Origin of the sequence: Enterobacter sp. KB-221C9, assembly GCF_041320715.1 — a bacterium.
GTDB lineage: Bacteria > Pseudomonadota > Gammaproteobacteria > Enterobacterales > Enterobacteriaceae > Enterobacter > Enterobacter asburiae_D.
The window spans coordinates 93,789-118,876 of record NZ_JBGIWG010000013.1 but is presented as its reverse complement, the minus strand read 5'-3'; the positions used below and the strand labels follow the sequence as shown (position 1 = coordinate 118,876).

Genomic DNA, 25,088 nt, shown 5'->3' with positions numbered 1-25,088 from the left:
AAAACCATCACAATTTTTATTTGCAGGCGCTACAATCGACCGCAGTCACAATTCTCAAATCAGAAGAGTATTGCTAATGAAAAACATCAACCCAACGCAGACCGCTGCCTGGCAGGCACTCCAGAAACATTTTGATGAAATGAAAGACGTCACCATCGCGGATCTGTTCGCGAAAGATGCCGATCGTTTCGCTAAGTTCTCCGCGACCTTCGACGACCTGATGCTGGTGGATTTCTCCAAAAACCGCATTACCGAAGAGACGCTGGCAAAACTGCAGGATCTGGCGAAAGAGACGGAGCTTGCCGACGCCATCAAGTCCATGTTCTCCGGTGAGAAGATCAACCGCACCGAAGACCGCGCCGTGCTGCACGTGGCCCTGCGTAACCGTAGCAATACGCCAATCATCGTTGACGGCAAAGACGTTATGCCGGAAGTGAACGCGGTGCTGGAAAAGATGAAAACCTTCTCTGAAGCGATCATCTCCGGAAGCTGGAAAGGCTACACCGGCAAAGCGATCACCGACGTGGTGAACATCGGTATCGGCGGGTCTGACCTCGGTCCGTTCATGGTGACCGAAGCGCTGCGCCCGTATAAAAACCACCTCAATATGCACTTTGTGTCTAACGTCGATGGTACCCACATCGCCGAAGTGCTGAAGAACGTGAACCCGGAAACCACCCTGTTCCTGGTGGCCTCCAAAACCTTTACCACTCAGGAAACCATGACCAACGCCCACAGCGCGCGCGACTGGTTCCTGAAAACCGCAGGCGACAACAAGCACGTGGCGAAACACTTCGCGGCGCTGTCTACCAACGGTAAAGCCGTCAGCGAGTTCGGCATTGATACCGCGAACATGTTCGAGTTCTGGGACTGGGTTGGCGGCCGCTACTCCCTGTGGTCTGCGATCGGTCTGTCCATCATCCTGTCCGTGGGCTTCGACAACTTCGTTGAGCTGCTCTCCGGCGCGCACGCGATGGATAAACACTTCTCCACGACCGCACCAGAGAAAAACCTGCCGGTGCTGCTGGCGCTGATCGGTATCTGGTACAACAACTTCTTCGGCGCTGAAACCGAAGCGATCCTGCCGTACGACCAGTATATGCACCGCTTTGCGGCCTACTTCCAGCAGGGCAACATGGAATCCAACGGTAAATACGTTGACCGTAACGGCAACGCGGTGGATTACCAGACTGGTCCAATCATCTGGGGCGAGCCGGGCACCAACGGTCAGCATGCCTTCTACCAGCTGATTCACCAGGGCACCAAAATGGTACCGTGCGATTTCATCGCCCCGGCTATCACCCATAACCCGCTGTCCGACCACCATCCGAAGCTGCTGTCGAACTTCTTTGCGCAGACCGAAGCGCTGGCGTTCGGTAAATCCCGCGAGGTGGTTGAGCAGGAATACCGTGACCAGGGTAAAGATCCGGCAACCCTGGACCACGTTGTGCCGTTCAAAGTGTTTGAAGGCAACCGTCCAACCAACTCCATCCTGCTGCGCGAAATCACGCCGTTCAGCCTGGGCGCGCTGATTGCCCTGTACGAGCATAAGATCTTCACGCAGGGCGCGATCCTGAACATCTTCACCTTTGACCAGTGGGGCGTTGAGCTGGGCAAACAGCTGGCAAACCGTATTCTGCCAGAGCTGGGTGACGATAAAGCGATTGCCAGCCATGACAGCTCGACAAATGGTTTGATCAACCGTTATAAAGCATGGCGTGCGTAATTAAAACGTCATGAAAACGTGCCGGCTTAATGCCGGCATTTTTTTATCGGATAATTCCTGATGTCTGTTAGTTAACTCAAATTCTGGATCTGAGTTTAATCCGAAAAAGACGCTTAACCCGTTAATTGCTGCGGTTTATTTTAAGAAAATACGTAGAAACTAATTAATGTCTTTATATTATAACTTATTGATTTATATTGGTTATATATTTATGTAATTTGCCTTTCATTTCGATTTTATCCATTAGTCCGAAAACCCGCTCCCTATTTCCCCTTACGGCAAACCCACGGCAGTAGTTGTGTATACTCGATTCCGCCTGAAATTCTTTTCGGGCAAATCTCCATTCATTCATTGAAGGGAAATTGTTATGAAGAAAGTACTGTATGGCATTTTTGCCATATCTGCGCTTGCGGCGACATCTGTTTATGCAGCTCCGGTTCAGGTCGGGGAAGCGGCAGGTTCGGCTGCGACGTCTGCGTCTGCGGGAAGTTCTACCGCAGCCAGCGCCAGCACCGTAAGTTCAGCCGTGGGTGTCGCGCTGGCGGCAACCGGTGGCGGTGATGGCTCCAATACCGGAACCACGACCACCACGACAACCAGCACCCAGTAATAGCGGGTGTTTTAATCATAACCACACTTCGGTGTGGTTATTTCGCCCCTTCGGAGAAGAGTCGTGAAGCGACCTGCAATCATTCTGATTTGCCTGCTGCTGCAGGCGTGCTCGGCCACCACTAAAGGGCTGGGAAATTCACTGTGGGAAAGCGTGTTTGGCACGCCGGGCGTACATCTGACCGATGACGAACTTCAAAACATGCCCTATGCCAGTCAGTACATGCAGCTTAACGATGGCCCGCAGCTGTTTGTGGTGCTCGCTTTCGATGAAAACGGGCAGCAGAAATGGGTGACGCAGGATCAGGCCACCATCGTGACGCAGCATGGCCGTATCGTGAAAACCCTGTTGGGCGGCGATAACCTGCTGGAAGTAAATAATATTGCTGCCGATCCGCTGATCGAGCCGAACCAGATCGCCGACGGCGCAAGCTGGACGCGCACGATGGGCTGGACCGAACATAAGCAGGTGCGTTACGCCACGGCACGCTCGACCTTCCGCTGGGACGGCACGGACAGCGTGACAGTCGGCAGCGACGAAACCCATGTTCGCGTGCTGGATGAAGAAGTCACCACCGAACAGGCCACCTGGCACAACCGCTTCTGGATCGACGAGGAAGGGCAGATCCGCCAGTCCCTGCAGTATCTCGGTGCCGGATTCTTCCCGGTTAAAACCACCCTGATCAAGGCGGCGAAATCATGAAAACGCTCATCCACGTTGCGCTTCTCGCCAGCCTTGCCGCGCCGCTGGCATGGTCCGCAGGGACGGTAAAGGTCTACACGCCGGACAGTGAAAAACCCAAAACCTTAACCCACGCCGAGCATCTGCTCGATCTCGTCGGACAGCCAAGGCTCGCCAACAGCTGGTGGCCGGGGGCAGTGATCGCTGAACGGCAGAAGACCGCTGAAGCGGAACAACAGCACAAGGCGCTCCTTGCCAGGCTGACGGGGTTAGCGGAGCAGGAAGATGGCGACGACGCGGCGGCCATCAACAGCGTTCGCCAGCAGCTGCAGGCGCTGAAGGTGACGGGCCGTCAGAAAGTGAATCTTGATCCAGATGAAGTGCGCGTCACGGAAAAGGGCAACCCGACGCTTGAAGGGGAGTATACGCTCTGGCTTCCGGCGAAGCCGACGACGGTGACCGTGATGGGGCTTATCAGCAGCCCGGGTAACAAGCCCTTTACGCCAGGTCGTGACGTGGCGAGCTACCTCGACGAGCAGAGCCTGCTGAGCGGTGCCGATAACAGCTACGCCTGGGTGGTTTACCCTGACGGGCACACACAAAAAGCCTCCGTGGCTTACTGGAATAAACGGCATATCGAACCTATGCCGGGCAGCATCATTTTTGTCGGTTTTGCCGACCATTTCTGGACGAAGGCGTATGACGGGCTTAACGCCGATATCCTTCACTCCCTGATTCAGCGGATACCGGAATAATGAAAAGAACTTATCTCTACAGCATGCTGGCGCTCTGCGTGAGTGCCGCCTGCCATGCAGAAACGTATCCGGCACCCATTGGCCCGTCTCAGTCAGACTTCGGCGGCGTCGGTTTACTGCAAACGCCCACCGCGCGTATGGCGCGTGAAGGGGAAATTAGCCTTAACTACCGTGATAACGACCAGTATCGCTACTACTCGGCGTCGGTGCAGCTGTTCCCATGGCTTGAAACCACGCTGCGCTATACCGACGTGCGTACGAAACAATACAGCAGCGTTGAGGCGTTCTCCGGCGATCAGACCTACAAAGATAAAGCCTTCGACGTCAAGCTGCGCCTGTGGGAAGAGAGTTACTGGATGCCGCAGGTGTCCGTGGGTGCCAAAGATATCGGTGGTACCGGCCTGTTTGATGCGGAATACATCGTGGCCAGCAAAGCCTGGGGGCCGTTCGACTTCTCGCTCGGCCTGGGGTGGGGCTATCTGGGCACCAGCGGCAACGTGAAAAACCCGTTCTGCTCCTACAGCGACAAATACTGCTATCGCGATAACAGCTACAAAAAAGCCGGTTCCATCAACGGTGACCAGATGTTCCACGGCCCCGCCTCGCTGTTTGGCGGGGTCGAGTATCAAACGCCCTGGCAGCCATTACGCCTGAAGCTGGAGTATGAAGGGAATGACTACTCGCAGGACTTCGCCGGGAAAATTGAGCAGAAGAGCAAGTTTAACGTCGGCGCCATTTATCGCGTCACTGACTGGGCCGACGTTAACCTCAGCTACGAGCGCGGCAATACGGTGATGTTTGGCTTCACGCTGCGCACCAACTTTAACGATATGCGGCCGCACTACAATGATAACGCGCGGCCTGCATACCAGCCGGAGCCGCAGGATGCGATTCTGCAGCACTCCGTGGTGGCAAACCAGCTGACGCTGTTGAAATACAATGCCGGTCTGGCGGATCCGAAGATTCAGACCAAGGGCGATACGCTTTACGTCACCGGCGAGCAGGTGAAATACCGCGACTCGCGCGAAGGGATCGAACGCGCCAACCGGATCGTTATGAACGATCTGCCGGAGGGGATCCGCACGATCCGCGTGACGGAAAACCGTCTCAACCTGCCGCAGGTCACAACCGAAACGGACGTTGCCAGCCTTAAGCGCCATCTGGAAGGCGAGCCGCTCGGGCATGAAACCGAGCTGGTGCAAAAACGCGTTGAGCCCGTGGTGCCGGACACCACCGAGCAGGGCTGGTATATCGACAAATCGCGCTTTGATTTCCATATCGATCCGGTGCTGAACCAGTCCGTCGGCGGGCCTGAAAACTTCTACATGTATCAGCTGGGCGTCATGGCGACGGCGGATCTGTGGCTCACCGACCACCTGCTGACCACCGGCAGCCTGTTCGGCAACATCGCCAACAACTACGACAAGTTCAACTACACCAATCCGCCAAAAGACTCGACGCTGCCGCGCGTGCGCACCCGCGTGCGTGAATACGTGCAGAACGATGCCTACGTGAATAACCTGCAGGCCAACTACTTCCAGTACTTCGGCAACGGCTTCTACGGCCAGGTGTACGGCGGGTATCTGGAAACCATGTACGGCGGCGCGGGGGCGGAAGTGCTTTATCGTCCTGTCGACAGCAACTGGGCGTTCGGGGTTGATGCCAACTACGTCAAGCAGCGTGACTGGCGCAGCGCGCAGGACATGATGAAGTTCACCGACTACAGCGTCAAAACGGGCCATCTGACCGCCTACTGGACGCCGTCGTTCGCCCCTGACGTGCTGGTGAAAGCCAGCGTCGGCCAGTATCTGGCTGGCGATAAGGGCGGCACCCTGGATATCTCTAAACACTTCGACAGCGGCGTCGTGGTGGGCGGCTACGCCACCATCACCAACGTTTCGCCGGACGAATATGGGGAAGGGGACTTCACCAAAGGGGTTTACGTGTCCATTCCGCTGGATCTGTTCTCGTCAGGCCCAACCCGCAGCCGCGCGGCGATTGGCTGGACGCCGCTAACGCGTGACGGCGGTCAGCAGCTTGGACGTAAGTTCCAGCTGTATGACATGACCAGTGACAAGAACATTAACTTCCGTTAATGCTTCACGCCGGGCGGCACTGCGTTTGCCCGGCCTACGGTTTTTGTAGGCCCGGTAAGCGCAGCGCCACCGGGCGAATCACAAGCGGCGCAGTAGCCTCGCCGGGTTCCCGGCATAGACACCTTTCTCGACGATCGATTTTGTTACCACGCTCCCTGCACCAATCACCGCACCGTCGCAGATGGATACCGCCAGAATGGTCGCTCCACTGCCTATCGAAACATCATCCCCCACGGTAATATGGCCCCAGCTCTCTCGGTCGGCGTTCGGTTTCCCCTCCCGAAACATATCGTTGGCAAACATCACGCCATGGCCAACAAAGCAACGCTTGCCAATAGTGACATACTCGCAGATGAAGGTGTGCGACTGGATTTTGCAGTCGTCACCGATGCGCGTATTGCCCTGGATTTCAACAAACGGGCCGACGAATACGCCGTTGCCCAGCACACAGTCGTAAAGGTTAGCAGGTTCATATACGATCACATTGTCGCCACAGGTCACGTTGCGAACCCCGGTTTGTTTACGCTCCATCGGTTTTCTTCCTACATAAAACATAATTAAAAAATATAGATCCCCGTCACATTTTTGCGTTATACAGGAACCTCGCCCTGGAGAATGAGGTGCTGTATGACATCCCTGACTCGCCCGCGCGTTGAGTTTATCTCAACTATCCTCCAGACCGTGCTGAACCTCGGTCTGCTGAGTCTTGGCCTGATACTGGTCGTCTTTTTGGGTAAAGAGACGGTACATCTCGCGGATGTACTGTTCGCCCCTGAACAAACCAGCAAATATGCGCTGGTGGAAGGCCTGGTGGTCTACTTTCTCTACTTTGAATTTATCGCCCTGATTGTGAAGTACTTTCAGTCCGGCTTTCACTTCCCGCTGCGTTATTTTGTCTACATCGGGATCACTGCGATAGTGCGGCTGATCATCGTCGATCATAAATCCCCGCTCGACGTGCTGATCTACTCGGCGGCGATCCTGCTGCTGGTGATCACCCTCTGGTTGTGCAACTCGAAGCGGCTGAAGCGAGAATAAAAAAAATGGCGCTCCGAGGAGCGCCTAACAACAGTCACAAGTTGGGTCAATACAATACGTCTAAAGTTGAGGGTTGCAGTGGCATAACAAATGAAACTTAACCTTTCACACCGCCCGCCGTCAGGCCGTTGACCAGCCAGCGCTGCGCCAGCAGGAACACCACGGTAATCGGGATGGCGGAAAGAACCGCCGCCGCGGCAAAGTCGCCCCACAGGTAGTTTTGCGGGTTGAGGTATTGCTGCATACCGACGGCCAGGGTGTAGCTGTTCACATCACGCAGTAACAGTGAGGCAACCGGTACTTCAGTGATCGCAGCGATAAACGACAGAATAAACACCACCGCCAGGATAGGCACCGACAGCGGCAGCAGCACCAGGCGGAACGCCTGCCATGGAGTTGCACCATCCAGCGCGGCCGCTTCTTCCAGCGAGCCGTCGATGGTTTCGAAATAGCCCTTAATGGTCCATACATGCAGTGCGATACCGCCAAGATAGGCGAAGATCACGCCGCCGTGGGTGTTCAGACCGATAAACGGTACGTACTGGCCCAGACGGTCAAACAAGGCATACAACGCTACCAGTGACAGTACGGCCGGGAACATCTGGAAAATCAGCATCCCTTTCAGCAGCGTCGCTTTACCCGGGAAGCGCATGCGGGCGAAGGCGTAGGCGCAGGTGGTGGAAAGCGCCACGATACCAATGGCGGTAATGCCTGCGATTTTCACCGAGTTCCACAGCCACAGCAGCACCGGGAACGGCGGCGGCGTGACGCGGCCATCCGCGTGTTCCACGCTGAAGCCCAGCGCGAGCTTCCAGTGCTCCCAGGAGATTTCGTCCGGGATCAGGCTCCCGGTCGCGAAGTTACCCGAACGCAGGGAGATGGCGATAACCATCAGCAGCGGGAACATGATCGCCGCGATGAAAATCAGCAGGCCTAAGTGCGTTGCGAAGAGGCGCAGCTTTTGTGATTTGGGTTGGACCATAGACATAATCAGTGCCCTCCTTAGTCGAATTTCATACGTGTGGCTTTCAGGTTCACAATCGCCAGGGCGCCTACCAGCAGGAAGATCAGGGTGGCAATCGCTGCCGCCAGACCGAAGTCCTGGCCGCCGCCGCCTTCGAAGGCGATACGGTAGGTGTAGCTCACGAGCAGGTCGGTATAGCCTGCTGGCGTCGTGGTGCCAAGGCGGTCCGGGCCGCCGTTGGTCAACAGCTGAATCAGCACGAAGTTGTTAAAGTTAAAGGCGAAGCTGGCAATCATCAGCGGCGTCAGCGGCTTAATAAGCAGCGGCAGCGTAATCTTGAAGAAGTTCTGGAACGGACCCGCGCCGTCCATCGCCGAGGCTTCGTACAGATCGTCCGGGATAGCCTTCAGCAGGCCCATGCACAGGATCATCATGTACGGATAACCGAGCCAGGTGTTCACGATGATAATCATCGAGCGAGCGGTGGTCGGGTCGCTGAACCAGGCCGGTTTGATGCCGAACAGGGCGCTCAGCATCATGTTGATTTCACCGAAGCTCTGGTTAAACAGCCCTTTGAAAATCAGAATCGAGATAAACGACGGTACGGCGTACGGCAGAATCAGCAGCACGCGGTAAATCGCTTTGCCTTTCAGAGATTCCCACTGGACGAGACAGGCCAGCACCATGCCCACGGCAACGGTCAGGATCACCGTCAGCACCGAGAAGACCACCGTCCAGACGAAGATGGCGAAGAACGGTTTCTGAATGCCTTCGTCGGTAAACACGCGGGTAAAGTTGTCCCAGCCAATGGTGACGGTATAGCCCGGGCTGAGCTTGTCATCACCCCATTTGCCGTCGGCAGTAATGGACTGATAGAAACCAATGTCGTTATTCGGACGATATTTCACGCCGCTCTGGTTGTTGGTCAGCGTGCCGTTGTCCGCCAGAGTGTACAGCGGCTGCGTACCGGAGAACTGGCGCAGCGAGCTCATGGTCACTTTGCTTTCATCTGGCAGCACGGCGGTGAGCTGGGTCAGCGCCTGACGGTTCTGGGTAATAACGCGGAGGTTGGCACGTTCACCTTCCGGCAGGGCCTGCGCCTCTTTTAAGGCCAGCTTCTGCTCGCCGCCAAACTTGAACGCGTCGGAGACATAGTATTTGCTGCTTGATTCGTCAGTAAGCGCTAACTTCCACTCGTTACCGGCAGGATACAGGCCGAAGTTAAAGGTCTTGCCTGCCTGATATGAGCGATCCAGCAGGACCTGCTGCGCGCGTTCCTGCGCAAGCTGGTTGGTGCTGCTGTAGTTGGTGAACGCAATGGCGATGGTACAAATCAGCGGGAACAGGACAAACAGCCCCATCCCGGCCACGCCCGGGTAGACATAGCGCCAGGCATAGGCTTTACGATTAGCGAAAATATACAGGCCAGCAGAGCTTAAAATCAGCGTCATGATGGCGAACAGATATTCCCCTTGCACGTACATTAAAACAACAAGGTAACCCACCAGCAGACACAGCAGACCTATCACTGACCACTTCAGCGCGTCGCTTTGCCACCAGCGTTTCTTTTTAATGACATCCATGGGGTTCTTCCTCTACAACGGTGGAAACTTATCGTCAGGTGGCGCTGCGCTTACCTGACCTACGGATCGTGCCGTAGTCGTAGGGCGGGTAAGCGCATGCGCCACCCGCCGTTTTTCAGACTTACTTAGTAATACGACCCTGAGCATCCTTCAGCGCGGCATCGACAGTCTGACGACCGCTTGCAGCGTTGATGACCGCGGTACGCGTGGCGTACCAGAACGCGGCCATCTGTGGGATGTTCGGCATGATTTCGCCTTTCTGGGCGTTATCCATGGTGGCCGCGATACGTGGGTCCTTCGCCAGATGATCCTGGAAGGATTTCAGCGCAACGGCGCCCAGCGGTTTGTCCTTGTTCACTTCATCCAGACCCTGATCGGTCAGCAGGTAGTTTTCCAGGAACTCTTTCGCCAGCTCTTTGTTCGGGCTGGCAGCGTTGATGCCCGCGCTCAGCACGCCAACGAACGGTTTAGACGGCTTGCCTTTGAAGGTTGGCAGCAGCGTCACGCCATAGTTGATTTTGCTCTTGTCGATATTGGTCCAGGCCCACGGACCGTTGATGGTCATCGCAGTTTCGCCTTTGTTGAACGCCGCTTCCGCGATGGAGTAGTCGGTATCCGCGTTCATGTGTTTGTTCTTGATGAGGTCAACCAGGAAGGTCAGACCCGCTTTCGCGCCCGCGTTGTCCACGCCCACGTCTTTCACGTCATATTTGCCGTTTTCAAACTTGAACGCGTAACCGCCGTCGGCAGCAATCAGCGGCCAGGTGAAGTACGGCTCTTGCAGGTTGAACATCAGGGCGGATTTACCTTTCGCCTTCAGCTCTTTATCCAGTTTCGGGATCTCTTCCCAGGTTTTCGGTGGGTTTGGTACCAGGTCCTTGTTGTAAATCAGAGACAGGGCTTCAACCGCGATAGGGTAAGCGATCAGCTTGCCGTTATAGCGAACGGCGTCCCAGGTGAACGGGAACAGCTTGTCCTGGAAGGCTTTATCTGGCGTCACTTCTGCCAGCAGGCCAGACTGCGCGTAGCCCCCGAAACGGTCATGCGCCCAGAAGATGATGTCCGGGCCGTCGCCGGTTGCTGCAACCTGCGGGAATTTCTCTTCCAGTTTGTCCGGGTGTTCTACGGTAACTTTGATACCGGTGTCTTTCTCGAATTTTTTGCCCACTTCGGCCAGGCCGTTATAGCCCTTGTCGCCGTTAATCCAGATAACCAGTTTGCCTTCTTCAATTTTGGCGAGCGCCGGTGCGGAAATCGTCATTGCTGCGAGGGCGGACAATGCGAAAACGCGTGCGCCAGTCTTGATATTCATAGCTGCCATCCTTTTTGGTGATGTCTCATGGTATGACTTCAGTGGTTCAACGTGTCTCAGTCTCCTTATTTGACATCCTCTTTCCATCCTCCCAACCCCTACGCCCCACCCCCCGTTTGTGTGATCTCCGTTGCATAAATTTAAGTTATGAGTGCTGGCGCACATAAAAACCCACTGAATTTTGCAGGCGGCTTCACGAATTTTGCCTCAGCCCTCCCAGAGCGGTCGCAGAGCCTGCTCTCTCATCCTCCCGCCTCCTCCCCCATCAAAAAGGCGGGGGGTGGAGGATTCGGGAAAGTAATGGATACCCCATAGTGAACTTATCTTGAATGTTTCTGTCGGTGACAGGTTGTAACGAAGGGAGAAGGGCATGGCGAGCGTACAGCTGCGTAATGTAACGAAAGCCTGGGGTGACGTTGTGGTGTCGAAAGACATCAATCTGGACATCAACGAAGGCGAATTCGTGGTGTTTGTTGGCCCATCAGGCTGTGGTAAATCTACTCTGCTGCGTATGATTGCCGGTCTTGAAACGATCACCAGCGGTGACCTGCTGATCGGTGATACCCGAATGAACGACATCCCGCCTGCCGAACGCGGCGTAGGCATGGTGTTCCAGTCTTATGCACTTTATCCCCACCTTTCCGTTGCCGAAAACATGTCCTTTGGCCTGAAGCTGGCCGGCGCGAAGAAAGAGGTCATTAACCAGCGCGTGACGCAGGTGGCGGAAGTGTTACAGCTGGCTCATCTGCTGGAGCGTAAACCAAAAGCGCTTTCCGGTGGTCAGCGTCAGCGTGTGGCGATTGGTCGTACGCTGGTGGCGGAACCGCGCGTGTTCCTGCTCGATGAACCTCTCTCAAACCTGGATGCCGCCCTGCGCGTCCAGATGCGTATTGAAATCTCCCGTCTGCACAAGCGTCTTGGCCGCACGATGATTTACGTCACCCACGATCAGGTGGAAGCGATGACCCTCGCCGACAAAATCGTGGTGCTGGATGCCGGCCGCGTTGCGCAGGTGGGTAAACCGCTGGAGCTGTACCACTACCCGGCAGACCGCTTTGTTGCGGGCTTTATTGGCTCGCCAAAGATGAACTTCCTGCCCGTCAAAGTGACCGCGACAGCCATTGAACAAGTACAGGTGGAGCTGCCAAACCGCCAGCAGGTCTGGCTGCCGGTCGACAGCGCCAACGTACAGGTCGGGGCAAATATGTCCCTGGGTATTCGTCCTGAACATTTACTCCCGAGCCACATCGCCGATGTGACCCTGGAAGGTGACGTTCAGGTCGTCGAACAGCTTGGTCACGAAACACAGATTCATATCCAGATCCCCGCCATCCGTCAGAACCTGGTCTACCGCCAGAATGACGTGGTGTTGGTAGAAGAGGGTGCCAAATTCGCTATCGGCTTGCCGCCAGAGCGTTGCCATCTGTTCCGTGAGGATGGCACTGCATGTCGTCGGTTGCACAAAGAGCCAGGCGTTTAAGCAATCCCAAAAGAAGACACGAAACCGACAGGTGAAGTGTTCAAAGAAAAGCAATGATCTCAGGAGATAGAATGATGATTACTCTGCGCAAACAAGTCCCTCTGGCAATCGCCGTTGCGGCAGGCATCCTGTCTGCCCAGGCAGGCGCCGTGGACTTTAAAGGTTATGCTCGTTCCGGCATTGGCTGGACCGGGAGTGGCGGTGAACAGCAATGCTTCCAGGCAACAGGTGCTCAAAGTAAATACCGTCTCGGTAACGAATGTGAAACCTACGCTGAACTGAAACTGGGCCAGGAAGTGTGGAAAGAGGGCGATAAGAGCTTCTACTTCGACACCAACGTCGCGTATTCCGTCTCTCAGCAGAACGACTGGGAATCCACCAGCCCAGCCTTCCGTGAAGCTAACGTGCAGGGTAAAAACCTCATTGAAGCACTGCCAGGTTCTACCATCTGGGCCGGTAAGCGCTTCTATCAGCGTCATGACGTTCACATGATCGACTTCTACTACTGGGATATTTCAGGTCCTGGTGCGGGTATCGAAAACATCGACCTGGGCTTCGGTAAGCTCTCTCTGGCAGCAACCCGTTCTTCTGAAGCGGGCGGCTCAGCGACCTTTGCCGATCGTGACGCGCTGGGTAACCGTATTTATGACAACCTGGTACCGAACGATGTCTTCGACGTCCGTTTAGCACAGATGCAGGTCAACGAAGGCGGTACGCTGGAGTTCGGTGTTGATTATGGCCACACCAATATTCCAGATGACTACTACCTGCAGCCTGGCGCGTCTAAAGACGGCTGGATGTTCACCGCTGAACATACCCAGAGCATGCTGAAGGGCTTTAACAAGTTTGTGCTGCAGTACGCAACTGACTCTATGACCTCCAACGGCAAGGGCCGTCCGGAAGGTGGTAGCATCAACAACAACGGCGACATGTGGCGTGTTCTGGACCACGGTGCGATCTCTCTGGGCGACTCCTGGGATCTGATGTACGTGGGTATGTACCAGGACATCAACCTGGATAACAACAACGGCACCAAATGGTGGACTGTCGGCGTTCGTCCTATGTACAAATGGACGCCAATCATGAGCACCCTGCTGGAAGTGGGCTACGACAACGTCAAGTCTCAGAAAACTGACGACACTAACAGCCAGTACAAAATTACCCTGGCACAGCAATGGCAGGCTGGCGACAGCATCTGGTCCCGTCCGGCTATCCGTGTCTTCGCAACCTACGCGAAATGGGATGAGAAATGGGGCTACGCGAACGGCGACTCCGGTGCAGGCTATGACTCTGGTATTGCGTACAGCGACACGTCCGCAAAAACCTTCAGCCGTGGCGACTCTGATGAGTGGACCTTCGGTGCCCAGATGGAAATCTGGTGGTAATTCGTTAGACCTGACGTAATGACCTAAAAGAGGGGCGCAAGCCCCTCTATCCTTAGGGTGCTGCGCGCTATTGCCTGGCCACCGCAGTGCTCACGCTATCAGAGGTAATAACAATGAAAATGAAGAAAAGTCTCGTCGCGCTGTGCCTCTCTGCGGGGCTGATGGCCTGTGTTCCGGCGGTCTCCTTTGCAGACGTGAATTTCGTACCACAAAATACCAGCGCTGCGCCGGCGATCCCGGCGGCGGCGCTCCAGCAGCTGACATGGACGCCTGTTGATCAATCCAAAACACAGTCGACACAGCTTTCTACGGGCGGCCAGCAGCTGAACGTGCCGGGGATCGCCGGGCCTGTTGCCGCCTACAGCGTGCCGGCCAACATTGGTGAGCTGACCCTGACGCTGACCAGCGAAGTGAACAAGCAAACCAGCGTCTTTGCGCCGAACGTGTTGATTCTGGATCAGAATCTGACGCCATCTGCTTTCTTCCCAAGCGAGTACTTTAGCTATCAGGAGCCTGGCGTCATGAGCGCCGACCGCCTGGAAGGCAAAATGCGCCTGACGCCAGCTTTGGGACAGCAGAAGATTTATGTTCTGGTTTTCACGACTGAAAAAGATCTACAGCAGACCACTAAGCTTATCGATCCGGCAAAAGCCTACGCCAAAGGAACGGGTAACTCTGTTCCGGATATCCCGGATCCTTTAGCGCGCCACGTCACCGACGGCCTGCTCAAGCTGAAAGTCTCAACGAACAATGCGTCCAGCGTGCTGGTCGGCCCGCTGTTTGGCTCCTCCGGTACCGGCCCTGTGACTGTAGGTAACACTGCTGCTCCTGCCTATACCGCGCCAGCTGCTACGGCAGCCGCACCGGTGGCGACCGCAGCGCCTGCCCCGGCGAAGAAAGCTGAGCCGGTTCTGAACGACACCGAAGAGTACTTCAACAACGCCATTAAGCAGGCGGTGAAGCGCGGCGATGTCGATAAAGCGCTGAAACTGCTTGATGAAGCCGAACGTTTAGGTTCAACCACTGCCCGTTCCACCTTTATCAGCAGTGTAAAAGGCAAGGGGTAACCGTTTCCCCACAGTGCTGATTTGTTAGTAGTTTGGTGCGCCTGAGTGGGCGCACTTTTTTTCGTATCCGTCAGGCTGTTGCGCCCATGTTGCGATCGTGATCGTTAAATAACGTTTGGCCCCCCTCAATCCGTGTTTCTGCGATACAATGCCATTACGTTATGTATCGGAGAGTCTGGCATGTCACACCCTGCGCTAACGCAACTGCGTGCGCTGCGCTATTTCGACCAAATACCTGCGCTTGATCCGCAGCAGCTGGACTGGCTGTTGCTGGAAGATTCCATGACGAAACGTTTTGAGCAACAGGGTAAAACGGTCACGGTGACCCTGATTCAGGAAGGGTTTGTTTCTGGCGATGAGATCGCCAGCGAGCTGCCGCTGCTGCCGAAAGAGCCACGTTACTGGCTGCGCGAAATTTTACTCTGTGCTGACGGTGAGCCATGGCTTGCCGGGCGGACGGTGGTGCCCGAGTCCACCCTTTCCGGGCCAGAACTGGCCCTGCAGCGTCTGGGGAAAACGCCGCTGGGGCGTTACCTTTTCACCTCGTCTGAGCTTACCCGGGATTTTATTGAGATTGGTCGTGATGCCGAACTCTGGGGGCGTCGTTCCCGCCTTCGCCTGAGCGGTAAACCGTTAATTCTGACGGAGCTTTTTTTACCGGCATCACCGTTGTACTAAGAGGAAGAAAAAATGGAGTGGAGCCTGACGCAGAATAAGCTGCTGGCGTATCACCGCTTAATGCGTACCGATAAACCGATTGGCGCGTTACTGCTATTGTGGCCAACCCTATGGGCGCTGTGGCTCGCCACGCCGGGCGTGCCGCCGCTGTGGATCCTGGGCGTGTTCGTTGCCGGCGTCTGGCTGATGCGCGCGGCGGGCTGCGTGGTGAATGACTATGCCGATCGTAAATTCGACGGCCATGTTAAGCGTACTGCCGGTCGTCCGTTACCCAGCGGGCAGGTCACCGGGAAAGAAGCCCGCGTGCTGTTCATTGTTCTGGTGCTGCTCTCTTTCCTGCTGGTGTTAACCCTCAACACCATGACCATTCTGCTTTCCGTTGCGGCGCTGGCGTTGGCCTGGGTGTATCCGTTTATGAAGCGCTATACCCACCTGCCTCAGGTGGTGCTGGGCGCGGCGTTTGGCTGGTCGATTCCGATGGCGTTTGCGGCGGTTAGTGAGTCCTTACCGCTCAGCTGCTGGCTGATGTTCCTGGCGAACATTCTCTGGGCCGTGGCGTATGACACGCAATACGCGATGGTAGACCGCGACGATGACCTGAAAATTGGCATCAAATCAACCGCCATCCTCTTTGGTCGTCAGGACAAGCTGATTATCGGTATCCTGCAGGTCGCGGTACTGGCGCTGATGGTCGCGATCGGTCGCCTGAACGGTCTGAACTGGGAGTTTTACTGGTCCGTGCTGGTGGCGGGACTGCTGTTTGCGTACCAGCAAAAGCTGATTGCGAAGCGTGAGCGCGACGCCTGTTTTAAAGCGTTTATGAACAACAACTACGTCGGATTGGTACTGTTTTTAGGCCTGGCGATGAGCTACTTCTCCTGAAAAATAGCCCGGTGGCGCTGACGCTTACCGGGCCTACGTGTCGTGACGAATTGTAGGCCGGGTAAGGCGTAGCCGCCACCCGGCTTTTTTACCGGCGGTGCAGCAGCCGAAGCGCGTTCGCCGTCACCAGCACCGTTGCCCCGGTATCCGCCAGCACCGCCAGCCACAACCCGGTCATGCCGAGCAGGGTCGTCACCAGGAAAATCCCTTTCAGACCGAGCGCAATGCCGATGTTTTGACGGATATTGGCCCGCGTCGCCCGCGCCAGGCTAATCATCTGCGCCAGCCCGGTCAGGCGGTTGTGCGTCAATGCCGCGTCGGCCGTTTCCAGCGCCACGTCGGTTCCGCTGCCCATCGCAATACCAATGGTGGAGGCTTTCATCGCGGGGGCATCGTTAATCCCGTCACCGACCATCGCCAGCGGCGCGCGAGCGTTCAGCTCCGTTACCGCGCTGACCTTATCCGCAGGCAATAATCCAGCTTTAAACTCCAGCCCCAGCTCACCGGCAATCGCTGCCGCCGCGCGAGGGTTATCACCGGTAAGAATAACGCCCTGCACGCCTAGCTGATGCAGCGCCGCTACGGCTTCTTTTGCGTCATCGCGCAGGGTATCGCGCAGCGCCAGCATCCCTTTCGCGACGCCGTCCTGCATCACGGTCACGACGGTTTGTCCGGTCTGCTCTAGCGCCTCAACCTCTGGATGAGAAGACTTGCCAGCCGCGACAATCAGTACCTTTTTACCGTCAACGGAGGCCTCAATCCCTGACCCGACCAGCGCTCGCTGGGCGGTTGCCAGAGGGATGTTCAGCCCGCGCGCCTGGGCTTCACGCACAATCGCCTGCGCCAGCGGGTGAGTGGAGCCCTGCTCCACGGCGGCGGCCAGCATTAGAAGTTCGTCTTCACTGATGTCCTGCGGATACACGCCGGTCACCTGCGGCTTGCCGACGGTCAGCGTGCCGGTTTTATCGAAGGCGATATGCTGGACCTGGCTCAGCTGTTCCAGCGCCGCGCCGCCCTTAATCAGCGCCCCGCGACGTGCCGCCGCCGCCAGCCCGGAGGTAATCGCCGCCGGGGTGGAAATCACCAGCGCGCACGGGCAGCCGATCAGCAGCAGCGTCAGCCCTTTATAGATCCAGCCCTCCCACGGCGCGCCGAAGAACAGCGGCGGCACGATAGTGACCAGCAGGGCAACCAGCATGATGGCAGGGGTATAAATCCGGCTGAAGCGATCGATAAAGCGTTCGACCGGCGCGCGGCGCTCTTCGGCCTCTTCAATCAGCTTCAGGATACGGTCGATAGCGCTGTTGCCCGGCTCGGAAAGCACGGTGAGCTGCACCAGACGGTCGACGCTGGTGGCTCCAGCAGGCACTTTTTCACCTGCGGCACGCTCTACCGGAATGGATTCCCCGGTCAGGGCGCTTTCATCAAAGCTCGCGGTGGCGGTAAGCAGCGCGCCGTCGGCGGGCAGACGCCCCCCGGCGGCCACTTCAATCACGTCACCCGGGCGCAGCGTATTGATGGCGACCGTTTCACGCGTGCCGTTTATCACGCGAGTGGCGGTTTCCGGCTTCAGCGCCATCAGCGCGCTGACACCTTTACGCGCCCGGCTTGCCGCCCAGCCTTCAAGACGTTCGCCGATTAAGAACAGCAGCAGCACCATCGCCGCTTCTGCCGTCGCGCCAATGAACAGCGCGCCGATTGCCGCCACGCTCATCAGCGTTTCGATGGCAAACCAGCTGCCGCTTTTCATCAGGCGCAGCGCCTGGCGGGCAATCGGGAACAGCCCGACCAGGGTGGTGGCGATAAACGCCAGATTGCCGAATGGATGGTTAATCTGTTCCAGCCCCCAGCTCAGGGCCATCATGATGATGAGGGTAATGAGCGGCAGGTTTTCTTTCAGGGAGGAGGTTTTTTCAACGGACGCCGTTTCGCTGCGCAGGGTATATCCCGCCTTGCTGACGGCGGCTTCAACCTGCTTGCTGATGTCGTTATCGGCGCTAACCAGCAGCTTTTCGGTGGCGAACAGCACCTGAACGTGGCTCACGCCCGGCACTTGTTTGACGGCGTTTTCCACTTTGCGGGCGCAGGCCGCGCAGTCCATACCGTTGACGACCCAACTGAAGCGGTTGCCGCTTTCAGGAAGGGGTTGAGCTTGCGTTTCGCACGCGCCTTCGCAGCAGCAGTCGTCTTTCGACGGAGCCGGGCTGAGCTTAAGAGCCGAGAATTGAGGAACTTTTTTTGGTATTTCTGGAGTCGACATGGCAGTCTCCGGCAATGATAATTTTCTCATTAACCGCAGCATACACTCTGGAGTCGACTCCAGAGTCAAGCGCTATTTAGATATACAGCGAACGCACAATCAGGAAATGCCCGGCAAAGTAGCAGGCGGAGGCAATCGCGTTATCCGCCCGGAAGCGGCGGCGATAGTGGCTGCCCAGCCAGACGACATTCCCGATCAGCAGCAGCGCGGCGCCGAAGAACGCGGACATTGCCGGAGCGGTCGGACGGAAGAACCACAGCTCGCCCGCCAGCCACACCATCACCAGCGTCATGGCGATAAACGTGCAGACCGGCAAACGCATCTCTTCCAGACGTGACCAAATCACCGCAATCAGCAGTGCGCCAATCACCAGCAGCACCAGCGGCAGCGGCCAGAAGAAGGAGAGCGTCATCTGGCTGGCAAAGTAGATGGTATACAGCAGATGGGAGAGGAAGAACGCGCCCACGGCATAGAGCAGACGCTGGCGCGGCAGCAGGGTTAAGGCATCGCCTATCAGGGACGCACACAGCCCGGCGAGCACCAGATAGCTGACGGCGTTAAACATCGGCGCTTGCCAGGCCAGCAGCAGCAGGAGCAACAGCGTGACCGGTTTAAACAACCAGCGCTGCCAGGTGGGACCGCGGTACGACGCATCGACATAAAGCCATGCGGAAAAACAGACAGCGATAAATGACCAAAGCATATTAACTCCCTGTATCTGTTAAGTCTGAATAATCAGTTTCTGATCCAGTGTAGTGACGCTAGCGGGCGTTTGGCAATGCCGGTACAGGCAAGGTATCCTGAATTCCGCATAATCTGATGGGATTTTTCAATGAGCAAGATGCCGCTTTTTTTCATTATCGTGGTGGCGATTATCGTTATTGCCGCCTCGTTCCGTTTCGTGCAGCAGCGCCGCGAGAAGGCGGATAACGATGCCGCGCCGCTGATGCAAAAGCGCGTGGTGGTGACGAACAAACGCGAGAAACCGCTCAATGACCGCCGCTCGCGCCAGCAGCAGGTGACGCCTGCGGGCACAGCAATGCGCTATGAAGCCAGCTTTAAGCCGGAAACGGGCGGCCTGGAGATGACCTTCCGCCTGGAGGCGCAGCAGTACCATCAGCTGACGGTAGGGGAGAAAGGAACGCTGAGCTACAAAGGGTCGCGGTTTGAAGGATTTGAACCGGAGCGGTAATGCCGGGCGGCACTGCGTTTGCCCGGCCTGTGGGGTTTCGTAGGCCCGGTAAGCGAAGCGCCACCGGGCGACTAAACGCACCTTACTTCTTCACCTGCGCCTTAAACTTCTTCATCCACACCAGCAGTTCAAACACGCCGAAAATAAACACGCGCAGCTGCTGCCAGCCCGTCATCTGCGGGCCGTCTTTCGGCAGGCCGTTTTTCAGCATCACCATCTGCAGGGCGTGCATGAACGACGTGAAAATCAGCGCCACGTTAACGAAAATGTTCATCGGGCGCGGGAACGGGTGCACCAGATTCAGAATCAAGAACGCCCAGACGCCAAGCATCAGCAAACGTCCCAGGTTAATCAGTACCGGCATCGGATCCTCCTTGTGCCTGACGGTGATACAGACGATAAGCAACCTGACCCGCGACTTTTTCACGGTGCAGATCCCAGTGAGTGGGAACCGGCGGTAAACCGTTTTCCACTTCGCTTTCAACGTAAATTAGCGCGTCATCCGCCAGCCAGCCGTTTTGCTCCAGCAGGGATAACGTCTCCTCCAGCAGCCCCTTGCGGAACGGCGGGTCGACAAACACCACGTTATGCGGCGTGCCTTTTTGCGCTAGAAAACTCAGCGTGTTGGTGTTCACGACTTTGGCGTTGCCCGCCTTCAGCGTCGCCAGATTTTGCTGCAGCGTCTGCGCAACGCCGCGCTCCATCTCCAGCAGCGTGGCGCTGGCGGCATAGCGCGACAGCGCTTCCAGCCCGAGCGCGCCGCTTCCGGCGAAGCAGTCCAGGCAGTGGGCGTCTACCATTGACGGGGCCAGCCAGTTAAACAGCGTCTCGCGCACGCGGTCGGTAGTAGGGCGTAAACCGGGGCTATCCGGCACCGGTAATTTCCGGCCTCGCCACTGACCGCCGATAATACGAATTTGACCGGCCGGGGCGCGGTTGGGTTTCTTCATCTCAGGAAAGCTCTGTTAACAATTGGCCTGCGATTGCGGGCGGTGATGTCATTTAAGTAAAGTGTTAGACTATTTCATCATTTTTTTAGCTTCCATGTATATAGCGCCGCGAGGAGTGTAGTCGCAGATGGCAAAACAAAAAAAACGTGGCTTCTTTTCCTGGCTGGGCTTCGGTGAAAAAGAGCAAGAAACAGAACAGAAAACCGAAGAACAACAAGCCGTTGAAGAGCAGTCACAGCCTGAAACGCCTGTAGAAACCGCCGCGGTTGTCGAAGCGGAAGAAACGGCGCACAGCAAAGAAGAGATTGAATCCTTTGCAGAAGAGGTCGTTGAGGTCACGGAACAGGTTCAGGAGAGCGAGAAGCCAGAACCGGTTGTCGTTGAGGCCGTTGCCGAAGCGCCGAAGGCCGTAATCGAGCACGAAGAGCTGCCGCTGCCGGAAGAGGTGAAAGCCGAAGAGGTGTCTGCCGAAGAGTGGCAGGCCGAAGCGGAAACCGTTGAAATCGTTGAGGCGGTGGAAGAAGAAGCGACACTCGAGCCAGAACTGACCGACGAAGAGCTGGAAGCCCAGGCGCTGGCTGCGGAAGCGGCTGAAGAAGCGGTCATCGTCGTGCCGGTGGAAGAAGAACCGGAAGAAGAGATCGTTCAGGAGCAGGAAAAACCGACTAAAGAAGGTTTCTTCGCACGCCTGAAGCGCAGCCTGCTCAAAACCAAAGAAAACTTAGGTTCCGGATTTATCAGTCTGTTCCGCGGCAAGAAGATCGACGACGATCTCTTTGAAGAGCTGGAAGAACAACTGCTGATTGCGGACGTTGGCGTGGAAACCACCCGTAAGATCATCGCCAACCTGACCGAAGGGGCGAGCCGCAAACAGCTGCGCGACGCCGAAGCGCTGTACGGTCTGTTGAAAGACGAGATGGGTGAAATTCTCGCAAAAGTTGACGAACCGCTTAATATTGAAGGCAAAACGCCATTTGTTATTCTGATGGTTGGCGTGAACGGCGTGGGTAAAACTACCACCATCGGCAAGCTGGCGCGTCAGTTCGAGCAGCAGGGCAAATCGGTGATGCTGGCGGCGGGCGATACCTTCCGTGCGGCAGCGGTTGAGCAGCTGCAGGTTTGGGGCCAGCGCAACAACATTCCGGTGATTGCCCAGCATACCGGCGCGGATTCCGCGTCCGTGATCTTCGACGCCATCCAGGCGGCGAAGGCGCGCAACGTGGACGTGCTGATTGCCGATACCGCAGGGCGTTTGCAGAACAAATCGCACCTGATGGAAGAGTTGAAGAAAATCGTTCGCGTCATGAAGAAGCTGGACGAAGACGCACCGCATGAAATTATGCTGACCATTGATGCCAGCACCGGACAGAACGCCATCAGTCAGGCGAAGCTGTTCAATGAAGCGGTAGGACTGACGGGGATCGCGCTGACCAAGCTGGACGGCACCGCGAAAGGCGGGGTGATCTTCTCCGTGGCCGATCAGTTCGGCATTCCTATCCGTTACATCGGTGTGGGCGAGCGTATTGAGGATTTGCGTCCGTTTAAAGCGGACGACTTTATTGAGGCATTATTTGCCCGAGAGGACTAACAATGATTCGCTTTGAACACGTCAGCAAGGCCTATCTCGGTGGGAGACAAGCGCTGCAGGGGGTGACATTCCACCTGCAGCCGGGCGAGATGGCATTCCTGACCGGCCATTCCGGCGCGGGGAAAAGTACCCTGCTCAAGCTTATCTGTGGAATCGAGCGGCCAAGCGCCGGGAAAATCTTTTTCGGCGGCCATGAGATCAGCCGCCTGAAAAACCGCGAAGTGCCGTTCCTGCGTCGTCAGATCGGCATGATTTTCCAGGATCACCACCTGCTGATGGATCGCACCGTTTTCGATAACGTGGCCATTCCGCTGATTATTGCCGGCGCCAGCTATGACGATATCCGCCGTCGCGTCTCTGCGGCGCTGGATAAGGTCGGGCTGCTGGACAAAGCGAAGAACTTCCCGATCCAGCTGTCCGGCGGTGAGCAGCAGCGCGTGGGCATCGCGCGCGCGGTGGTGAACAAGCCTGCCGTACTGCTGGCGGATGAACCGACCGGTAACCTGGACGATGCCCTGTCCGAAGGGATTTTGCGTCTGTTTGAGGAATTTAACCGCGTAGGGGTCACCGTATTGATGGCGACGCACGACATCGGGCTCATTTCCCGTCGTTCGTACCGCATGCTGACCCTGAGCGACGGGCATTTGCACGGAGGCCACGGTGAACAAGCGTGATGCAATGAACCAGATTCGGCAGTTCGGGAACCGGTTTGACCGTTTCCGTAAGCCGCAGGGCGGTGGTGACGGCAATCGTAATGCGCCGAAGCGCCAGAAGGCCGCGCCAAAACCGGCCTCCCGTAAAACCAACGTGTTTAACGAGCAGGTGCGCTACGCCTTCCACGGCGCGCTGCAGGACCTGAAAAGCAAACCGCTGGCGACGTTCCTGACGGTGATGGTGATTGCCATCTCCCTGACGCTGCCAAGCGTCTGCTATATGGTCTATAAAAACGTCAACCAGGCGGCTTCACAGTATTATCCGTCCCCGCAGATCACGGTCTATATGGATAAAGCGCTCGACGATAACGCCGCGGCGCAGGTGGTTGGGCAAATCCAGGCCGAGCAGGGCGTGGAGAAGGTCAACTATCTCTCGCGTGAAGACGCGCTGGGCGAGTTCCGTAACTGGTCTGGCTTTGGCGGCGCGCTGGATATGCTCGAAGAGAACCCGCTGCCCGCCGTGGCGGTGGTGATCCCGAAGCTGGATTTCCAGGGGACCGATTCGCTTAACACCCTGCGCGATCGCATCACGCGCATTAAGGGCATTGATGAAGTGCGCATGGACGACAGCTGGTTTGCGCGCCTTGCTGCCCTGACCGGGCTGGTAGGACGCGTCGCGGCGATGATTGGCGTGCTGATGGTGGCGGCGGTCTTCCTCGTCATTGGTAACAGCGTACGCCTGAGCATCTTTGCCCGTCGCGATACCATCAACGTGCAGAAACTGATTGGTGCGACGGATGGCTTCATCCTCCGACCGTTCCTTTACGGCGGTGCATTACTCGGTTTTTCCGGCGCATTTCTTTCACTGATATTGTCAGAAATTTTGGTGATGCGGCTTTCGTCTGCCGTGACTGAAGTGGCGCAGGTTTTCGGAACGAAGTTTGATATCAGTGGCTTAGGGTTCGATGAGTGCCTGTTACTGCTGCTGGTTTGCTCGATGATTGGGTGGGTGGCAGCCTGGCTGGCAACCGTTCAACATTTACGTCACTTTACTCCCGACTAATAAAAGCGTGATATAATCTTTCCCTGCACCGAGATGTTCGCTCTGCAGGGAAAGCGTCCCTGTCGTCGCTCCCCCTGTTATCATTTCCATGTCACATTTTGTGCGTAATTTATTCACCGTTGCACCTGGAACTTGTGGATAAAATCACTGTCTGATAAAAGAGTTAATGCTAATCTCGTTGCTCAAACGCTTTGGCATGGTTGTTGCCTGACGGGGACGACCTGGACCAGAAGAAACATTGAGAGGAATGAATGACCAAAGAAATGCAAACTTTAGCTTTAGCCCCTGTTGGTAACCTGGAATCTTATATCCGGGCTGCGAACACCTGGCCGATGTTAACGGCCGAGGAAGAAAAGGAGCTTGCTGAAAAGCTGCATTACCAGGGCGATCTGGAAGCAGCTAAGACGCTGATCCTGTCTCACCTGCGCTTTGTTGTTCACGTTGCTCGTAATTATGCGGGCTACGGCCTGCCGCAGGCGGACTTGATTCAGGAAGGTAACATCGGTCTGATGAAGGCTGTACGTCGCTTCAACCCGGAAGTGGGTGTGCGACTGGTCTCTTTCGCCGTGCACTGGATCAAAGCAGAAATTCACGAATACGTGCTGCGCAACTGGCGTATCGTGAAAGTCGCCACGACAAAAGCGCAGCGCAAACTGTTCTTCAACCTGCGTAAAACCAAGCAGCGTCTGGGCTGGTTCAACCAGGATGAAGTGGAAATGGTGGCGCGCGAGCTGGGCGTAACCAGCAAAGACGTGCGTGAAATGGAATCCCGTATGGCCGCGCAGGACATGACCTTTGATATGTCCTCCGACGACGACGCATCTGACAGCCAGCCGATGGCGCCGGTTCTGTATCTGCAGGATAAAACCTCTAACTTTGCCGACGGCATCGAAGAGGATAACTGGGAAGATCAGGCCGCGAACAAGCTGACCCATGCGATGGAAGGCCTCGACGAACGTAGCCAGGATATTATTCGCGCCCGCTGGCTGGACGAAGACAACAAGTCCACGCTGCAGGAGCTGGCCGACCGCTACGGCGTTTCTGCGGAACGTGTCCGCCAGCTTGAAAAGAACGCCATGAAAAAACTTCGCGCCGCTATCGAAGCGTAATTTCCGCGAAGTACAC

The 25,088-nt window shown here is 56.4% G+C and carries 24 protein-coding genes; 16 read left to right on the top strand and 8 right to left on the bottom strand.

The features are described 5' to 3' along the window. Positions 1-76: 76 nt before the first annotated feature. The 5 genes from pgi to AB8846_RS18295 all read left to right on the top strand — a co-directional run bounded on the left by pgi (position 77) and on the right by AB8846_RS18295 (position 5,868). Positions 77-1,726: a glucose-6-phosphate isomerase gene (gene pgi, locus AB8846_RS18315; RefSeq protein WP_063145325.1), complete on the top strand. Its 1,650-nt coding sequence runs from the start codon at positions 77-79 to the stop codon at positions 1,724-1,726. A gap of 367 nt (positions 1,727-2,093) precedes the next feature. Next, the gene (gene yjbE / locus AB8846_RS18310; RefSeq protein ID WP_008503423.1) at positions 2,094-2,336 is read left to right on the top strand and encodes an exopolysaccharide production protein YjbE; all 243 of its coding nucleotides are present in this window, start codon (positions 2,094-2,096) and stop codon (positions 2,334-2,336) included. Positions 2,337-2,399: 63 nt separating this feature from the next. Continuing rightward, positions 2,400-3,038: a YjbF family lipoprotein gene (locus AB8846_RS18305; RefSeq protein ID WP_331413756.1), complete on the top strand. Its 639-nt coding sequence runs from the start codon at positions 2,400-2,402 to the stop codon at positions 3,036-3,038. Then, entirely contained in the window at positions 3,035-3,772 is a 738-nt protein-coding gene (locus tag AB8846_RS18300; protein ID WP_370733342.1) for a capsule biosynthesis GfcC D2 domain-containing protein, read from the top strand. The genes AB8846_RS18305 and AB8846_RS18300 overlap by 4 nt, the downstream gene beginning before the upstream one ends. Continuing rightward, positions 3,772-5,868, top strand: a complete 2,097-nt coding sequence (locus AB8846_RS18295; RefSeq protein ID WP_370733341.1) for a YjbH domain-containing protein — start codon at positions 3,772-3,774, stop codon at positions 5,866-5,868. Before AB8846_RS18300 ends, AB8846_RS18295 begins: the two co-directional genes overlap by 1 nt. A gap of 78 nt (positions 5,869-5,946) precedes the next feature. Here AB8846_RS18295 and AB8846_RS18290 read toward each other — a convergent pair whose 3' ends face one another. Beyond that, positions 5,947-6,399, bottom strand: coding sequence for an acyltransferase (locus tag AB8846_RS18290; protein ID WP_063145321.1), 453 nt, complete (start codon positions 6,397-6,399; stop codon positions 5,947-5,949). A gap of 96 nt (positions 6,400-6,495) precedes the next feature. Between AB8846_RS18290 and psiE the strand changes: the two genes are divergently transcribed. After that, positions 6,496-6,906, top strand: a complete 411-nt coding sequence (gene psiE, locus AB8846_RS18285) for a phosphate-starvation-inducible protein PsiE (RefSeq protein WP_000202963.1) — start codon at positions 6,496-6,498, stop codon at positions 6,904-6,906. A gap of 97 nt (positions 6,907-7,003) precedes the next feature. Here the strand turns inward: psiE and malG are convergent, their stop codons facing one another. The 3 genes from malG to malE form a co-directional block, all read right to left on the bottom strand. Beyond that, positions 7,004-7,894, bottom strand: coding sequence for a maltose ABC transporter permease MalG (malG, locus tag AB8846_RS18280; protein WP_063145320.1), 891 nt, complete (start codon positions 7,892-7,894; stop codon positions 7,004-7,006). A 14-nt stretch (positions 7,895-7,908) separates the two neighbouring features. After that, entirely contained in the window at positions 7,909-9,453 is a 1,545-nt protein-coding gene (malF, locus tag AB8846_RS18275) for a maltose ABC transporter permease MalF (RefSeq protein WP_370733340.1), read from the bottom strand. A gap of 121 nt (positions 9,454-9,574) precedes the next feature. Beyond that, positions 9,575-10,765, bottom strand: coding sequence for a maltose/maltodextrin ABC transporter substrate-binding protein MalE (gene malE / locus AB8846_RS18270; protein WP_063145318.1), 1,191 nt, complete (start codon positions 10,763-10,765; stop codon positions 9,575-9,577). A 370-nt stretch (positions 10,766-11,135) separates the two neighbouring features. On the opposite strand from malE, the gene malK reads away from it, so the two are divergent. The 5 genes from malK (at position 11,136) to ubiA (ending at position 16,257) form a co-directional block, all read left to right on the top strand. Beyond that, positions 11,136-12,245, top strand: a complete 1,110-nt coding sequence (malK, locus tag AB8846_RS18265; protein ID WP_059312961.1) for a maltose/maltodextrin ABC transporter ATP-binding protein MalK — start codon at positions 11,136-11,138, stop codon at positions 12,243-12,245. Between the two features lie 71 nt (positions 12,246-12,316). Then, positions 12,317-13,630 carry a maltoporin gene (locus AB8846_RS18260; protein WP_331413752.1) on the top strand — a complete coding sequence of 438 codons (1,314 nt, stop codon included), beginning with the start codon at positions 12,317-12,319 and terminating at the stop codon, positions 13,628-13,630. A gap of 113 nt (positions 13,631-13,743) precedes the next feature. Then, positions 13,744-14,697, top strand: coding sequence for a maltose operon protein MalM (gene malM, locus AB8846_RS18255; RefSeq protein ID WP_331413750.1), 954 nt, complete (start codon positions 13,744-13,746; stop codon positions 14,695-14,697). 180 nt (positions 14,698-14,877) lie between these two features. Then, positions 14,878-15,375, top strand: a complete 498-nt coding sequence (gene ubiC / locus AB8846_RS18250; RefSeq protein WP_063145315.1) for a chorismate lyase — start codon at positions 14,878-14,880, stop codon at positions 15,373-15,375. A gap of 12 nt (positions 15,376-15,387) precedes the next feature. Next, the gene (gene ubiA / locus AB8846_RS18245; protein WP_063145314.1) at positions 15,388-16,257 is read left to right on the top strand and encodes a 4-hydroxybenzoate octaprenyltransferase; all 870 of its coding nucleotides are present in this window, start codon (positions 15,388-15,390) and stop codon (positions 16,255-16,257) included. Between the two features lie 88 nt (positions 16,258-16,345). Here the strand turns inward: ubiA and zntA are convergent, their stop codons facing one another. Then, on the bottom strand, positions 16,346-18,517 hold the full coding sequence (gene zntA / locus AB8846_RS18240) for a Zn(II)/Cd(II)/Pb(II) translocating P-type ATPase ZntA (RefSeq protein ID WP_370733339.1): 2,172 nt from the start codon (positions 18,515-18,517) through the stop codon (positions 16,346-16,348). A 76-nt stretch (positions 18,518-18,593) separates the two neighbouring features. After that, positions 18,594-19,220: a lysoplasmalogenase gene (locus AB8846_RS18235; RefSeq protein ID WP_029741976.1), complete on the bottom strand. Its 627-nt coding sequence runs from the start codon at positions 19,218-19,220 to the stop codon at positions 18,594-18,596. A 129-nt stretch (positions 19,221-19,349) separates the two neighbouring features. Between AB8846_RS18235 and AB8846_RS18230 the strand changes: the two genes are divergently transcribed. Next, positions 19,350-19,709, top strand: a complete 360-nt coding sequence (locus AB8846_RS18230) for a DUF2500 domain-containing protein (RefSeq protein WP_131635182.1) — start codon at positions 19,350-19,352, stop codon at positions 19,707-19,709. A gap of 82 nt (positions 19,710-19,791) precedes the next feature. Here AB8846_RS18230 and AB8846_RS18225 read toward each other — a convergent pair whose 3' ends face one another. Both AB8846_RS18225 and rsmD read right to left on the bottom strand, forming a co-directional pair. Then, positions 19,792-20,073 carry a DUF1145 family protein gene (locus AB8846_RS18225; RefSeq protein WP_010436509.1) on the bottom strand — a complete coding sequence of 94 codons (282 nt, stop codon included), beginning with the start codon at positions 20,071-20,073 and terminating at the stop codon, positions 19,792-19,794. Next, on the bottom strand, positions 20,057-20,659 hold the full coding sequence (gene rsmD, locus AB8846_RS18220) for a 16S rRNA (guanine(966)-N(2))-methyltransferase (protein WP_063145311.1): 603 nt from the start codon (positions 20,657-20,659) through the stop codon (positions 20,057-20,059). The genes AB8846_RS18225 and rsmD overlap by 17 nt, the downstream gene beginning before the upstream one ends. Positions 20,660-20,786: 127 nt before the next feature. Between rsmD and ftsY the strand changes: the two genes are divergently transcribed. The 4 genes from ftsY (at position 20,787) to rpoH (ending at position 25,072) form a co-directional block, all read left to right on the top strand. Continuing rightward, the gene (ftsY, locus tag AB8846_RS18215; RefSeq protein WP_370733338.1) at positions 20,787-22,247 is read left to right on the top strand and encodes a signal recognition particle-docking protein FtsY; all 1,461 of its coding nucleotides are present in this window, start codon (positions 20,787-20,789) and stop codon (positions 22,245-22,247) included. 2 nt (positions 22,248-22,249) lie between these two features. Beyond that, the gene (gene ftsE, locus AB8846_RS18210; RefSeq protein WP_023310016.1) at positions 22,250-22,921 is read left to right on the top strand and encodes a cell division ATP-binding protein FtsE; all 672 of its coding nucleotides are present in this window, start codon (positions 22,250-22,252) and stop codon (positions 22,919-22,921) included. Continuing rightward, positions 22,908-23,963 (top strand): permease-like cell division protein FtsX, encoded by a 1,056-nt coding sequence (ftsX, locus tag AB8846_RS18205; RefSeq protein WP_029741817.1) that lies wholly within the window; start codon positions 22,908-22,910, stop codon positions 23,961-23,963. Before ftsE ends, ftsX begins: the two co-directional genes overlap by 14 nt. 251 nt (positions 23,964-24,214) lie before the next feature. Continuing rightward, the gene (gene rpoH, locus AB8846_RS18200; protein WP_024906692.1) at positions 24,215-25,072 is read left to right on the top strand and encodes an RNA polymerase sigma factor RpoH; all 858 of its coding nucleotides are present in this window, start codon (positions 24,215-24,217) and stop codon (positions 25,070-25,072) included. Positions 25,073-25,088 lie beyond the last annotated feature (16 nt).